13 protein-coding genes are annotated in these 13375 nt (G+C 61.0%); 7 read left to right on the plus strand and 6 right to left on the minus strand.

Features of this window, described 5'->3' with window-relative positions:
* Positions 1 to 157 precede the first annotated feature (157 nt).
* From KGA81_RS12965 to KGA81_RS12975, 3 genes are all read left to right on the plus strand, one after another.
* On the plus strand, positions 158 to 1525 hold the full coding sequence (locus KGA81_RS12965; RefSeq protein ID WP_223546322.1) for an MFS transporter: 1368 nt from the start codon (positions 158 to 160) through the stop codon (positions 1523 to 1525).
* Positions 1526 to 1536: 11 nt separating this feature from the next.
* Positions 1537 to 3090 carry a galactarate dehydratase gene (gene garD / locus KGA81_RS12970; RefSeq protein ID WP_223546331.1) on the plus strand — a complete coding sequence of 518 codons (1554 nt, stop codon included), beginning with the start codon at positions 1537 to 1539 and terminating at the stop codon, positions 3088 to 3090.
* Between the two features lie 198 nt (positions 3091 to 3288).
* Entirely contained in the window at positions 3289 to 4230 is a 942-nt protein-coding gene (locus tag KGA81_RS12975; RefSeq protein ID WP_223546334.1) for an AEC family transporter, read from the plus strand.
* A gap of 156 nt (positions 4231 to 4386) precedes the next feature.
* Here the strand turns inward: KGA81_RS12975 and KGA81_RS12980 are convergent, their stop codons facing one another.
* The 6 genes from KGA81_RS12980 to gatC form a co-directional block, all read right to left on the minus strand.
* Positions 4387 to 4767: a carboxymuconolactone decarboxylase family protein gene (locus KGA81_RS12980; RefSeq protein WP_007976475.1), complete on the minus strand. Its 381-nt coding sequence runs from the start codon at positions 4765 to 4767 to the stop codon at positions 4387 to 4389.
* A complete protein-coding gene (locus KGA81_RS12985; RefSeq protein WP_223546336.1) occupies positions 4764 to 5825 on the minus strand; it encodes a calcium/sodium antiporter in 1062 nt (353 codons plus the stop codon). Before KGA81_RS12985 ends, KGA81_RS12980 begins: the two co-directional genes overlap by 4 nt.
* Positions 5826 to 5875: 50 nt before the next feature.
* Positions 5876 to 6250, minus strand: a complete 375-nt coding sequence (locus KGA81_RS12990; RefSeq protein WP_223546338.1) for a septal ring lytic transglycosylase RlpA family protein — start codon at positions 6248 to 6250, stop codon at positions 5876 to 5878.
* 205 nt (positions 6251 to 6455) lie between these two features.
* Entirely contained in the window at positions 6456 to 7901 is a 1446-nt protein-coding gene (gene gatB, locus KGA81_RS12995) for an Asp-tRNA(Asn)/Glu-tRNA(Gln) amidotransferase subunit GatB (protein WP_223546340.1), read from the minus strand.
* A gap of 10 nt (positions 7902 to 7911) precedes the next feature.
* Positions 7912 to 9363, minus strand: a complete 1452-nt coding sequence (gene gatA / locus KGA81_RS13000) for an Asp-tRNA(Asn)/Glu-tRNA(Gln) amidotransferase subunit GatA (protein ID WP_223546342.1) — start codon at positions 9361 to 9363, stop codon at positions 7912 to 7914.
* A 16-nt stretch (positions 9364 to 9379) separates the two neighbouring features.
* Positions 9380 to 9667: an Asp-tRNA(Asn)/Glu-tRNA(Gln) amidotransferase subunit GatC gene (gatC, locus tag KGA81_RS13005; protein WP_007901429.1), complete on the minus strand. Its 288-nt coding sequence runs from the start codon at positions 9665 to 9667 to the stop codon at positions 9380 to 9382.
* Between the two features lie 211 nt (positions 9668 to 9878).
* On the opposite strand from gatC, the gene mreB reads away from it, so the two are divergent.
* The 4 genes from mreB (at position 9879) to KGA81_RS13025 (ending at position 13337) form a co-directional block, all read left to right on the plus strand.
* Complete coding sequence (mreB, locus tag KGA81_RS13010; protein WP_002555108.1) at positions 9879 to 10916, plus strand: rod shape-determining protein MreB; 1038 nt, start codon at positions 9879 to 9881, stop codon at positions 10914 to 10916.
* A 143-nt stretch (positions 10917 to 11059) separates the two neighbouring features.
* A complete protein-coding gene (mreC, locus tag KGA81_RS13015) occupies positions 11060 to 12205 on the plus strand; it encodes a rod shape-determining protein MreC (RefSeq protein WP_223546489.1) in 1146 nt (381 codons plus the stop codon).
* A complete protein-coding gene (gene mreD / locus KGA81_RS13020) occupies positions 12205 to 12696 on the plus strand; it encodes a rod shape-determining protein MreD (protein WP_007970244.1) in 492 nt (163 codons plus the stop codon). The genes mreC and mreD overlap by 1 nt, the downstream gene beginning before the upstream one ends.
* 32 nt (positions 12697 to 12728) lie before the next feature.
* Positions 12729 to 13337: a Maf family protein gene (locus tag KGA81_RS13025; RefSeq protein ID WP_223546344.1), complete on the plus strand. Its 609-nt coding sequence runs from the start codon at positions 12729 to 12731 to the stop codon at positions 13335 to 13337.
* Positions 13338 to 13375: the final 38 nt, after the last annotated feature.

A 13375-nucleotide genomic window follows, 5' to 3' on the forward strand; every position in this document is an offset into this window, starting at 1 on the left:
TGTTGTAGGAGCGAGCTTGCTCGCGATGGTGGTGAGGTCGCGGCGGTAAACCTGATGCCCCCGCGTCATCGTTGACCACCATCGCGAGCAAGCTCGCTCCTACAGAGGAAACAAAGATTCACCCGCGCATAAAAATAATTTGTGGGAGTACATCTACATGCAATCGACCAAGCCGACTCACGTCCGCTATCTGATCCTGCTCATGCTGTTTCTGGTGACCACGATCAACTACGCCGACCGCGCTACCATCGCCATCGCCGGCTCCAGCCTGCAGAAAGACCTGGGCATTGACGCCGTTACCCTCGGCTACATCTTCTCCGCATTCGGTTGGGCCTACGTGGCCGGGCAAATTCCCGGTGGCTGGCTGCTGGACCGTTTCGGTTCGAAAAAAATCTACGCACTGAGCATCTTTACCTGGTCACTGTTCACCGTGCTGCAGGGGTATGTCGGCGAGTTCGGCATGTCCACGGCCGTGGTTGCGCTGTTCATGCTGCGCTTCCTGGTGGGCCTGGCTGAAGCGCCATCCTTCCCCGGCAACGCACGTATCGTGGCCGCCTGGTTCCCGACCGCTGAGCGCGGCACTGCCTCGGCGATCTTCAACTCGGCGCAATACTTCGCCACTGTGCTGTTCGCACCGCTGATGGGCTGGATCGTCTACAGCTTCGGCTGGCAGCACGTGTTCATCGTCATGGGCGTGATCGGCATCATCTTCTCCGGGATCTGGCTGAAGGTTATCCACAGCCCGCGCCAACACCCGATGATCAACGATGCCGAGTTCAAGCACATCGCCGACAACGGCGGCATGGTCGACATGGATCAGGACAAGGGCAAAGGCAAGAAGACCGATGGTCCGAAGTGGGACTACATCCGCCAACTGCTGACTAACCGCATGATGCTCGGCGTGTATCTTGGCCAATACTGCATCAACGGCATCACTTACTTCTTCCTGACCTGGTTCCCGGTGTACCTGGTGCAGGAACGCGGCATGACCATTCTCAAGGCCGGTTTCATTGCGTCCTTGCCGGCGATCTGCGGCTTCATCGGTGGTGTACTGGGCGGGGTGATTTCCGATTACCTGCTGCGCAAAGGCCATTCCCTGACCTTCGCCCGTAAGGCGCCGATCATTGCCGGCCTGCTGGTTTCCAGCAGCATCGTGGCCTGCAACTACGTGGATGTTGAATGGATGGTGGTCGGTTTCATGGCCCTGGCATTCTTCGGCAAAGGCGTGGGCGCGCTGGGCTGGGCGGTGGTGTCCGATACCTCGCCGAAGCAGATCGCCGGTCTGAGCGGTGGCCTGTTCAATACCTTCGGTAACCTCGCTTCCATCACCACCCCGATCGTCATCGGCTACATCATCAGCTCCACCGGTTCGTTCAAATGGGCACTGGTGTTCGTCGGTTGCAACGCACTGGTCGCGGTGTTCAGCTATCTGGTCATCGTGGGCCCGATCAAGCGTGTGGTGCTCAAAGAGCCACCAGCGAACGGTACTGAAGCCCCTGGCAAATTGTCTCAAGCGCATTCCTGAGGAGCGGCGTCATGCAGTTGATTGAACATTCCGACTCGCCGCGCTACATCCGCCTGCACGAGCGGGATAACGTAGTGATTGTGGTCAACGATCAGGGCGTACCGGCCGGTACCGAATTTGCGGACGGCCTGGTCACCCTGGACTTCGTACCGCAGAGCCACAAGGTCACCCTGGAGGACATTCCCGAAGGTGGCCAGGTGATTCGTTACGGCCAGGTCATTGGCTATGCCTTGCAGCCGATCCCCCGCGGCAGTTGGGTCAAGGAAGATCAACTGCGCATGCCGACCGCGCCACCGCTGGACAGCCTGCCGCTGTCCACCGATGTGCCGGCCGCGCAAGCTCCGCTGGAGGGGTTCACCTTCGAGGGTTATCGCAATGCCGACGGCACCGTCGGCACGCGCAATATTCTCGGCATCACCACCACCGTGCAATGCGTGACCGGCGTGCTCGATCATGCGGTCAAGCGCATCAAGGACGAGTTGCTGCCCAAGTACCCGCACGTCGATGACGTGGTGGCGCTGACCCACAGCTACGGCTGTGGCGTGGCCATCACCGCCACCGACGCTTACATCCCGATCCGCACCGTGCGCAATCTGGCGCGCAACCCGAACCTGGGGGGCGAAGCGCTGGTGATCAGCCTGGGCTGCGAGAAATTGCAGGCCGGGCAGGTGATGCACGACAACGACAGCTCGGTGGATTTGAGCGAGCCTTGGTTGTACCGCTTGCAGGACTCCAGCCACGGCTTCACCGAGATGATCGAGCAGATCATGGAGCTGGCCGAGACGCGCCTGAAGAAGCTCGATCAGCGTCGCCGGGAAACCGTGCCAGCGTCCGAGCTGATCCTTGGCATGCAGTGCGGCGGCAGTGATGCATTCTCCGGTATCACCGCCAACCCGGCACTCGGTTATGCCTCGGACCTGCTGCTGCGGGCCGGTGCGACGGTGATGTTTTCCGAAGTCACCGAAGTGCGCGATGCCATTTATCTGCTGACCTCCCGCGCGGAAAACCAGGACGTCGCTCAGGAACTGGTGCGGGAAATGGACTGGTACGACCGCTACCTGGCCAAGGGTGAAGCGGATCGTAGCGCCAACACCACGCCGGGCAACAAGAAGGGTGGGTTGTCGAACATTGTCGAGAAGTCCCTGGGATCGATCGTCAAGTCCGGCAGCAGCGCGATCAATGGCGTGCTCGGCCCTGGCGAGCGTTTCAAACGCAAAGGCCTGATCTTCTGCGCGACCCCGGCCAGCGACTTTGTCTGCGGGACCTTGCAGCTGGCGGCGGGGATGAACCTGCATGTATTCACCACCGGTCGTGGTACGCCTTACGGGTTGGCCATGGTCCCGGTCGTCAAGGTCTCGACCCGGACCGAACTGGCGCAACGCTGGCCGGACCTGATCGACATCGACGCCGGGCGTATTGCCACCGGCCGCGCCTCGATCGAGGAACTGGGCTGGGAGCTGTTCCATTACTACCTGGATGTGGCCAGCGGCAAGAAACAGACCTGGGCCGAGCAGCACAAGCTGCATAACGACATCACCCTGTTCAACCCGGCACCGATCACTTGAGACTGTGGCGAGGGAGCTTGCTCCCGCTGGACTGCGTAGCAGTCCCATCTTTTGGGGCCGCTTCGCGACCCAGCGGGAGCAAGCTCCCTCGCCACAGGTTATTCATCGCTTGCCAGCGAAGGCGATCGACCAGACGCCAACGTCGTCGGTGGCTTATCATTAGCCCCCTAACGACGCCCACCCCAAGGTCTTCTCGGCATGCTGGCAATTTTCCTCGAAACCCTGAATATCACCGCGCCGGTGTTTGCCATGCTGTTTTTGGGGGTGCTGCTCAAACGCATCGACTGGATCAACGACAACTTCATTCACACCGCGTCGGCACTGGTGTTCAACGTCACCATGCCGGCGCTGCTGTTTCTGGGCATCCTGCATGCCGACCTGCACGCGGCGTTGCAGCCGGCGCTGCTGATCTATTTCAGCGTGGCGACGCTGGTGTGTTTTGCCATTGCCTGGGGCTGGGCGATCTGGAAGTGTCCGCGGGAAGATCGCGGGATCTACACCCAGGGCGCCTTTCGCGGTAACAACGGGGTCATCGGCCTGGCGCTGGCGGCCAGCATGTACGGCGACTACGGGATTTCCCTCGGGGCGATTCTCGCGGCGCTGGTGATCCTGTTTTACAACACGCTCTCGACCATTGTGCTGGCGGTCTACAGCCCGGTGATCAAGTCCGACCCGTGGAGTATCTGCAAAAGCGTGTTCAGCAATCCGCTGATCATCAGCGTGATCGCGGCTGCACCCTTCGCCTGGTTCAAGATCGGCTTGCCCGGCTGGCTGGAGACCTCCGGCCAGTACCTGGCGCAAACCACGCTGCCGCTGGCGCTGATCTGCATTGGCGGCACGCTGTCCTTGGCGGCACTGCGCAAAAGTGGCCACATGGCGCTGAGTTCAAGCCTGTTGAAGATGATCGGCCTGCCGGTGCTGGCGACGCTGGGGGCATGGCTGTGGGGCTTTCGCGGGGCGGAACTGGGGATTCTGTTCCTGTACTTCGGCAGCCCGACCGCCGCTGCCAGTTTCGTCATGGCCCGGGCGGCGGACGGCAATCACGAGTTGGCGGCGGCGATTATCGTGATCACTACGTTGATGGCGGCTGTCACCACCAACATCGGGATCTTCTTCTTACAGTGGGGTGGCTGGATCTGACCTATGGGGTTGCGATGTTCCTGAGGGCCTCATCGCGAGCAAGCTCGCTCCCACAAGTTTCTTTGTTGTTAATCAAATTCTGTCCACACCGAAGCCCCCTGTGGGAGCGAGCTTGCTCGCGATGGCGGTAGTGCTGTCACCACAACGTTCGGGTAATCACTCTGGCTTCTGATAGCTGTCGATCACTTCCTGCGCTGCCCGAAACGCATCGATCGCCGCCGGCACACCGGCATACACCGCGCAATGCAGCAGCGCCTCGCGAATTTCTTCCACGGTGCAGCCGTTGTTCAGCGCACCGCGCACGTGACCTTTCAACTCCTGCGGGCATTTGAGTGCGGTCAGGGCGGCAAGAGTGATCAGGCTGCGGGTTTTCAGCGGCAGACCTTCGCGATTCCACACACCGCCCCAGGCGTGTTCATTGACGAAATCCTGCAGCGGTTGGGTGAACTCGGTGGCGTTGCCCAGTGCGCGGTCGACGAAGGCGTCGCCCATCACTTGGCGGCGGACTTCAACGCCGGTTTTTTTATTCTCGGTCATGGGACTTCCCTTTTATGGTGTTGGCGACGCCATGCGCGTAGCGACGTGAACAGCAAAAACGCCACCAACGCCGGCAGGACGAAAAACAGCATCAAGTGTTCCAGCTTGCCGGCCAGTGGCATGCCGGTGGTGAACGACACCACGTGCAGTCCATAGGCCAGGTACAACCCCAGAAACAGCAGGCCTTCGGCGCGGGTCACCCGATAGCCGGAGTAAAACACCGGCAGGCACAGCGCCGCGACGCCGAGCATCACCGGCAGGTCGAAATCCAGGGCGTTGGGCGACACCGACAGTGGCGAGGGCGCGACCAGTGCGGTAAAGCCGAGCACGCCCAAGAGGTTGAACAGGTTGCTGCCGATCACGTTGCCCACGGCAATCTCGCGCTCGCCGCGCATTGCGGCGATCAACGAAGTGGCGAGCTCAGGCAGTGACGTGCTGACAGCGACGATGGTCAGGCCGATGATCCGCTCCGACAGCCCCAAATCGGTGGCGACCGCAACCGCTGCTCCCAGCAACAAGTGTCCGGCGTACACCAGCATCGCCAGTCCGGCGGCGATCATCAGCAGGCTGCTCAGCCATGGCGCTTGCGGGTGGTGGTCATGGCTTGATACCGGTCGTGCCGAGTGTCGCGACTGGCGCAGCAACAAGCCCAGGTAAATTGCCAGAGCCGCAAGCAACATCATGCCGTCGGCCCGGGTCAGTTCTTCATTCCAGGCGAGTACGAACACCAACAGGCTGGCGCCGATCATCAACGGAATATCCAGACGCACCAGTTGCCGGGAAACCCGCAACGGAATGATCAGCGCGGACAACCCGAGGGTGACCAGGATGTTGAAAATGCTGCTGCCGATCACGCTGCCGACCGCGATGTCGGCGTTGTGCGCCAGGGTCGCTTGCAGGCTGACCGCCATCTGCGGGGCGCTGCTGCCGAGGGCGACGATGGTCAGGCCGATGATCAGCGGGCGTATGTGCAACCGTGCGGCAATGCGTACGGCGGCGCGTACCATCAATTCGGCGCCGACAATCAGCAGGAGTAATCCGCTGAGCAATTCGATCAAGCTGATCAGGGGTAAATCGGCTAATCCGAAAATGGTCGGGGCTCCATCGGTCAGTCGTCGAGGGCCTGGACGCGAACCCGTGCGGTGCCGCTTTTGAGCATGCCCAGGCGCGCGGCGGCTTCGTGGGACAGGTCGATCAGGCGACCACGGGTGTGCGGTCCGCGATCATTGATGCGCACCACGCAGGATTTGTCGTTATTCAGATTGGTCACCTTCACCCGTGTGCCGAAGGGTAGCCGGGGATGAGCGGCGGTCATGGAATTCTTGTCGAAACGCTCGCCGTTGGCGGTGCGTTTGCCTTGGTGTTTGGCGCCGTAATACGAAGCCACGCCGGTTTTGTCGTAGCCGTGTGGATCGACGGTGTCAGTGCTGGCGCAACCGGCCAGGAGCGAGAGGAGGGCGCAGGCGCTGAACAGACGTTTCATTTCAAAGGCTCCCAAAATAGTTGTGGCGAGGGAGCTTGTCGGATCGCCGCCCGTCCCGCTCGGCCGCGAAGCGGTCGCAAAATCAGCCAATGCATTCTTGTAGAAAAAATGCGGTTACCGATTTGGGTCTGCTTCGCAGACCAGCGGGAGCAAGCTCCCTCGCCACAGGACGCGGAGCCAGTAAAAATTGCTGGCTCCATCCTGATCAGCCTTCGAGCTTGCTTTTCAGCAATTCGTTCACTTGTTGCGGGTTGGCCTTGCCTTTGGAGGCTTTCATGGCCTGGCCGACGAAGAAGCCGAACATCTTGCCGCGCTTGGCTTCGTCTGCCGCACGGTATTGCTCGACCTGCTCGGCGTTGGCCGCGAGCATCTCGTCCAGTACCGCCGAGATCGCGCCGGTGTCGGTCACTTGCTTGAGGCCGCGCTTGTCGATGATCTCGTCCGCGCTGCCTTCGCCGTTGGCCATCGCTTCGAACACCACCTTGGCGATCTTGCCGGAGATGGTGTTGTCCTTGATGCGCAGCAGCATGCCGCCCAGTTGCTCGGCCGACACCGGCGACTGGTCGATGTCCAGGCCTTGCTTGTTCAACAGGCTGCCCAGTTCAACCATGACCCAGTTGGCCGCCAGTTTGGCGTCGCCGCCGATGCTCGCGACTTTTTCGAAGTAGTCGGCCTGCTCACGGCTGGTGGCCAGCACACTGGCGTCGTAGACCGACAGACCGAATTGCTCCTGGAAGCGCTCGCGTTTCTGCGGTGGCAATTCCGGCAGGGTGGCGCGTACCTCGTCGAGGAACGAGTTCTCGATGACTACCGGCAGCAGGTCCGGATCGGGGAAGTAACGGTAGTCGTTGGCTTCCTCTTTGCTGCGCATCGGACGGGTCTCGTCCTTGTTCGGATCGTACAGGCGGGTCTGCTGGATCACCTTGCCGCCGTCTTCGATCAGCTCGATCTGACGCTGGATCTCGGAGTTGATCGCCTTCTCGATGAAACGGAACGAGTTGACGTTCTTGATCTCGCAGCGGGTGCCGAATTCGACCTGGCCTTTGGGACGGATCGACACGTTGCAGTCGCAACGCAGCGAGCCTTCGGCCATGTTGCCGTCGCAGATGCCCAGGTAGCGCACCAGCGCATGGATCGCCTTGACGTAGGCCACGGCTTCCTTGGCGCTGCGCATGTCCGGCTCGGAGACGATTTCCAGCAGCGGCGTGCCGGCACGGTTCAGATCGATGCCGGTGGCGCCGTTGAACTCTTCGTGCAGGCTCTTGCCGGCGTCTTCTTCCAGATGCGCGCGGGTGATGCCGACACGTTTGACCGTGCCGTCTTCGAGGGCGATGTCCAGGTGGCCCTTGCCGACGATCGGCAATTCCATCTGGCTGATCTGATAGCCCTTGGGCAGATCCGGGTAGAAATAGTTTTTACGGGCGAACACGTTGTGCTGGCCGATCTCGGCGTCAATCGCCAGACCGAACATCACTGCCATGCGCACCGCTTCCTGGTTCAGCACCGGCAATACGCCAGGCATGCCCAGATCGATCAGGCTGGCCTGGGTGTTCGGCTCGGAACCGAAGGTGGTGGAACTACCGGAAAAGATTTTCGACCGGGTGGTGAGCTGGGTGTGAATCTCCAGCCCGATCACGACTTCCCATTGCATGTGTTTCTCCTCAGAAGCCGGTTGGGGTGCGGGTGTGCCAGTCAGTGTGTAGCTGATACTGGTGCGCAACGTTGAGCAAGCGGCCTTCCTGGAAATACGGGGCGAGCAGTTGCACGCCGACCGGCAGACCGTCGACGAAACCGGCCGGCATGGACAAGCCCGGCAGACCCGCGAGGTTGGCGGTGATGGTGTAGACGTCTTCCAGGTACGCAGCGACCGGGTCGCTGTTCTTGGCGCCGAGCTTCCAGGCCGGGTTCGGCGTGGTTGGGCCGAGGATGATGTCGACCTCATTGAAGGCCGCCATGAAGTCGTTCTTGATCAGGCGACGGATCTTCTGCGCCTTCAGGTAATAGGCGTCGTAGTAACCGGCGGACAGCGCATAGGCACCGACCATGATCCGGCGCTGCACTTCCGGGCCGAAACCTTCGCCACGGGAACGCTTGTACAGGTCTTCCAGGTTTTTCGGGTCTTCGCAGCGATAGCCGAAACGCACGCCGTCGAAACGCGACAGGTTGGAGGATGCTTCCGCCGGAGCGATCACGTAGTACGCAGGGATTGCGTGCTGCATGTTTGGCAGGCTGATTTCCTTGACCACCGCGCCGAGCTTTTTCAATTCTTCAACGCTGGTCATGACCAGATCGGCGATGCGTGGGTCGAGACCGGCGCTGAAGTATTCCTTCGGCACGCCGATGCGCAGGCCTTGCAGCGAACCGTTGAGGCCGGCGCTGTAATCAGGCACGGGTTCGTCGATGCTGGTGGAGTCGTTCGGATCGAAGCCCGCCATACCTTGCAACAAAATCGCGCAGTCTTCGGCAGTGCGCGCCAATGGACCGCCCTGATCGAGGCTGGAGGCGTAAGCGATCATGCCCCAGCGCGAAACGCGACCGTAGGTCGGTTTCAGGCCGGTGAGGTTGGTCAGCGCCGCAGGCTGGCGAATCGAGCCGCCAGTGTCGGTGCCAGTCGCCGCCGGCAACAGACGAGCGGCTACCGCGGCAGCCGAACCGCCGGAGGAGCCGCCCGGAACGTATTCCAGGTTCCACGGGTTTTTCACCGCGCCGTAGTAGCTCGACTCGTTGGCCGACCCCATGGCGAATTCGTCCATGTTGGTCTTGCCCAGGGTCACGGCGCCGGCGGCGGCCAGTTTGGCGACCACCGTGGCGTCGTACGGTGCCTTGAAGTTGTCGAGCATCTTCGAGCCGCAGCTGGTGCGGATGCCCTGGGTGCAGAACAGGTCCTTGTGGGCGATCGGCGCGCCGAGCAGGGCGCCGCTCTCACCATTGGCCCGGCGGGCGTCAGCGGCTTTCGCCTGCGTGAGCGCCAGGTCCTCGGTGAGGCTGATGAAACTGTTGAGCTGTGGATCGAGCTGGGCGATGCGCGCCAGCAGGACTTTGGTCAGCTCTTCGGAGGAAAACTTTTTATCGGCGAGTCCGCGGGCGATCTCGGCCAGAGTCAATTGATGCATTGCAGGCTCTTTCCCTTTAGTCGATGACTTTCGGAACCAGGTACAGGCCGTTTTCGACCGCTGGTGCGATGGACTGGTAGGCCTCGCGGTGATTGGTCTCGGTCACGACGTCTGCACGCAGGCGCTGGCTGGCTTCCAGTGGGTGGGCCAGCGGTTCGATGCCGTCGGTATTGACCGCCTGCATTTCGTCGACCAGCCCGAGAATGCTGTTGAGGGCCGAAGTGATGTGTGGAAGATCGGCATCATTGAGGCCAAGGCAGGCCAGATGAGCGATTTTTTCCACGTCGGAGCGTTCAAGCGCCATTGGGATTCTCCAGTGGAAAACAAAACGGACCGCGTCCGTGTGTTAGATTGTCGGAACACTACCGCACTTCTACGGTCATAAGGCCGCGATTGTGGGGCTTGGTGCACAGAAAAGCAGCCAATTTAACATATTGGCGCCTTGCCCAAAATCCCTGTCGTTGTTAGAGTTTGCCGCACTTTTTTACCCACGCGTTGCCTAGGGTCCTTTCCCCATGTTCAAGAAACTGCGTGGCATGTTTTCCAGCGATCTTTCCATTGACCTGGGCACTGCCAACACCCTTATTTACGTGCGCGAGCGCGGTATCGTCCTGAATGAGCCCTCCGTTGTGGCCATTCGGACACACGGTAACCAGAAAAGTGTCGTTGCTGTCGGCACCGAAGCCAAGCGCATGCTCGGCCGTACACCGGGCAACATTGCTGCCATTCGTCCGATGAAGGACGGCGTGATCGCTGACTTCAGCGTGTGCGAAAAAATGCTGCAGTACTTCATCAACAAGGTTCACGAAAACAGCTTCCTGCAGCCTAGCCCACGCGTGTTGATCTGCGTTCCATGCAAATCCACCCAGGTTGAGCGTCGTGCCATTCGTGAATCGGCCCTTGGCGCCGGTGCCCGTGAAGTGTTCCTGATCGAAGAGCCGATGGCCGCAGCGATCGGTGCCGGCCTGCCGGTAGAAGAAGCTCGCGGTTCGATGGTCGTGGATATCGGTGGCGGTACCACCGAAATCGCGCTGATCTCCCTGAACGGTGTGGTTTACGCCGAATCCGTACGTGTGGGCGGCGACCGTTTCGACGAAGCGATCATCACCTACGTGCGTCGCAACTACGGCAGCCTGATCGGTGAATCCACCGCCGAGCGCATCAAGCAGGAAATCGGTACGGCCTACCCGGGCGGCGAAGTTCGCGAAGTCGACGTTCGTGGCCGTAACCTGGCCGAAGGCGTTCCACGCGCATTCACCCTGAACTCCAACGAAGTGCTGGAAGCTTTGCAAGAGTCCCTGGCAACCATCGTTCAGGCCGTGAAAAGCGCCCTGGAGCAATCGCCGCCGGAACTGGCTTCCGACATCGCCGAGCGTGGCCTGGTACTGACCGGTGGTGGCGCCTTGCTGCGTGACCTGGACAAGTTGCTGGCCCAGGAAACCGGTTTGCCGGTGATCGTTGCCGAAGACCCGCTGACCTGCGTTGCTCGCGGCGGTGGCCGTGCATTGGAAATGATGGATAAACACACCATGGATCTGCTTTCCAGCGAATAAGTCGCCGGATCGCCTCTATGCTGTTGAGCGCGCAGGCGGCACTTTGCAGTGCTGCCTGTTCGCGTTTATCTTCTGTCAGTCTGCATCCTGGCCGGATTGCTGCCGTATGAATAAACAGAACATTTGCCTGGGAGGAGCGGCTTATTAAACCGCTTTTCACCAAGGGCCCTTCACTGGGCGTGCGCCTGTTGGTGCTGGTCGTGCTATCGGTCGCGCTGATGGTGGTCGATGCCCGTTTCAGTCTGCTCAAGCCTGCACGCAGCCAGATGTCGCTGGTGCTGATGGACGCCTACTGGATCACTGACTTGCCTGGACGACTGTGGGAAGGTATTGCCAGTCAGTTTGGCAGCCGGACCGAGCTCGTCGCCGAAAACGAAAAACTCAAGACCGAGAACCTGCTGTTGCAGGGGCGCATGCAGAAGCTTGCCGCCCTGACCGAGCAGAACGTTCGACTGCGCGAGCTGCTCAACTCCTCGGCCCTGGTCAACGAGAAGGTCGAAGTGGCCGAGTTGATCGGCATGGACCCCAACCCTTTCACCCATCGCATCATCATCAATAAAGGTGAACGCGACGGTGTGGTCCTTGGTCAGCCGGTACTCGACGCCCGTGGCCTGATGGGCCAGGTGGTCGAGTTGATGCCCTACACCTCCCGCGTCTTGCTGCTGACCGATACCACCCATAGCATCCCGGTGCAGGTGAACCGCAACGGGTTGCGGGCGATTGCCAGCGGCACCGGTAACCCGGAGCGTCTCGAGTTGCGTCATGTGGCCGATACGGCCGACATCAAGGAAGGCGATTTGCTGGTCAGTTCCGGCCTCGGTCAGCGTTTCCCGGCGGGTTATCCGGTGGCGACGGTCAAGGAAGTCATTCACGACTCCGGCCAGCCGTTTGCCATTGTCCGCGCCATTCCGACCGCTGCCTTGAACCGCAGCCGTTACCTGCTGCTGGTGTTCAGCGACAACCGTACGGCCGAAGAGCGCGCCAACGATGCCGCCCAGGCTCAGGAACGCCTGGATGCACAGGGCGGTGGCCCGATCATTCCGGCGACGGTTCCGAAACTGGTCAACCCGGTAGCCCCCGCTGCACCGGCTGTCGCACCGGCAGCTCCTGCCACGGTGGCGCCCGCGGTCACTGCGCCAGCCAAGCCTGCCAAGCCAGCCACCACACCAGCCAAGCCCGCGGCCACACATCCCGCAGCGGCTAAACCGCCAGCGGCGCAACCCGCTGCCGCGAAGCCTGCCGCCAAACCGCCAGTCTCCGCGCCGGCCACTCCAGTGGGGAGAGAATAATGGGCGGTGTAAAAGCATCCCGAAACGGCTGGATCGTCTGGCTGACGTTCGCCGTCGGTCTGCTGCTGAGCGTTTCACCCCTGCCGCAATTCATGGAAATCCTGCGCCCGCTGTGGCTGGCCTTGTTGCTGGCATTCTGGGCGTTGAACCTGCCGCAGACCGTCGGGATGGTGACGGCGTTTTGCCTGGGGCTGGCTGAAGACGTGCTCTACGGTACCTTGCTGGGTCAGAATGCCTTGATCCTGACGCTCATCACCTACCTGGTACTGGCGCTGCAGCAACGTCTGCGGATGTTCCCGATGTGGCAGCAAAGCCTGGTGATCCTGGTGATCTTCGGCCTTGCCCAGCTTGTACAACTTTGGCTCAGTGCCTTGACCGGCAATCGTCAGCCGACGCTGGCGCTGGTACTGCCGGCACTGGTCAGCGCGTTGCTCTGGCCCTGGATCAGTTTCGGTTTGCGCGGATTGCGTCGACGCTACAAAATCAATTGATTCGCTCAGGCATTAGACAGGGAGAGGTCTTGATGAAACGGTTGTACCTCGCCTCTGGCTCGCCGCGTCGGCGTGAATTGCTCACGCAGATCGGCGTTCCGTTCCGCACCGTCAGCGCGGACATCGATGAAACCCCTTTACCTCAAGAATCCCCATCGGCCTATGTCGAGCGCCTGGCGCGCGACAAGGCCGAGGCCGGGCGCGGCGTTGTCGTGTCCGATGCTCCGTTCTGCGTGCTCGGTGCCGATACCGCCGTGGTGCAGGGCGGAAAAATTCTCGGCAAACCGGTTGATCAAGCGGATGGGTGCGCCATGCTGATGATGTTGTCAGGGTGTGAGCATGAGGTCCTGACCGCGATTGCCGTGCTCGATGGCGAACGTTGCGAGTCCCGGGTTGTCACCAGTCGGGTGCGATTTCGTGCTATCAGTCGCGATGAAGCCGCGGCCTACTGGGCCAGCGGCGAACCACGGGACAAGGCGGGCGGTTATGGCATTCAAGGACTGGGTGCGGTGTTTGTCGCCGGGCTCAATGGAAGTTATTCAGCGGTAGTCGGACTGCCGCTTTGCGAAACCGCGGAACTGCTCGGCCATTTCGGCATACCCTGTTGGCAACCCCGGAACGCGCTTCAAGCGTCGTCCTGAACAGATGCGGCCATTATCGTGAACATGCCTGAACGAGA

This window comes from Pseudomonas sp. A-B-19 (genome assembly GCF_019947515.1).
Lineage (GTDB): Bacteria > Pseudomonadota > Gammaproteobacteria > Pseudomonadales > Pseudomonadaceae > Aquipseudomonas.

Excerpts from the sequence above, each read along its gene's own strand:
- KGA81_RS12965 (WP_223546322.1), top strand. The coding sequence starts at position 158 with ATGCAATCGACCAAGCCGACTCACGTCCGCTATCTGATCCTGCTCATG.
- garD (WP_223546331.1), top strand. The coding sequence starts at position 1,537 with ATGCAGTTGATTGAACATTCCGACTCGCCGCGCTACATCCGCCTGCAC.
- KGA81_RS12975 (WP_223546334.1), top strand. The coding sequence starts at position 3,289 with ATGCTGGCAATTTTCCTCGAAACCCTGAATATCACCGCGCCGGTGTTT.
- KGA81_RS12980 (WP_007976475.1), bottom strand. The coding sequence starts at position 4,767 with ATGACCGAGAATAAAAAAACCGGCGTTGAAGTCCGCCGCCAAGTGATG.
- KGA81_RS12990 (WP_223546338.1), bottom strand. The coding sequence starts at position 6,250 with ATGAAACGTCTGTTCAGCGCCTGCGCCCTCCTCTCGCTCCTGGCCGGT.
- gatB (WP_223546340.1), bottom strand. The coding sequence starts at position 7,901 with ATGCAATGGGAAGTCGTGATCGGGCTGGAGATTCACACCCAGCTCACC.
- gatA (WP_223546342.1), bottom strand. The coding sequence starts at position 9,363 with ATGCATCAATTGACTCTGGCCGAGATCGCCCGCGGACTCGCCGATAAA.
- gatC (WP_007901429.1), bottom strand. The coding sequence starts at position 9,667 with ATGGCGCTTGAACGCTCCGACGTGGAAAAAATCGCTCATCTGGCCTGC.
- mreB (WP_002555108.1), top strand. The coding sequence starts at position 9,879 with ATGTTCAAGAAACTGCGTGGCATGTTTTCCAGCGATCTTTCCATTGAC.
- mreD (WP_007970244.1), top strand. The coding sequence starts at position 12,205 with ATGGGCGGTGTAAAAGCATCCCGAAACGGCTGGATCGTCTGGCTGACG.
- KGA81_RS13025 (WP_223546344.1), top strand. The coding sequence starts at position 12,729 with ATGAAACGGTTGTACCTCGCCTCTGGCTCGCCGCGTCGGCGTGAATTG.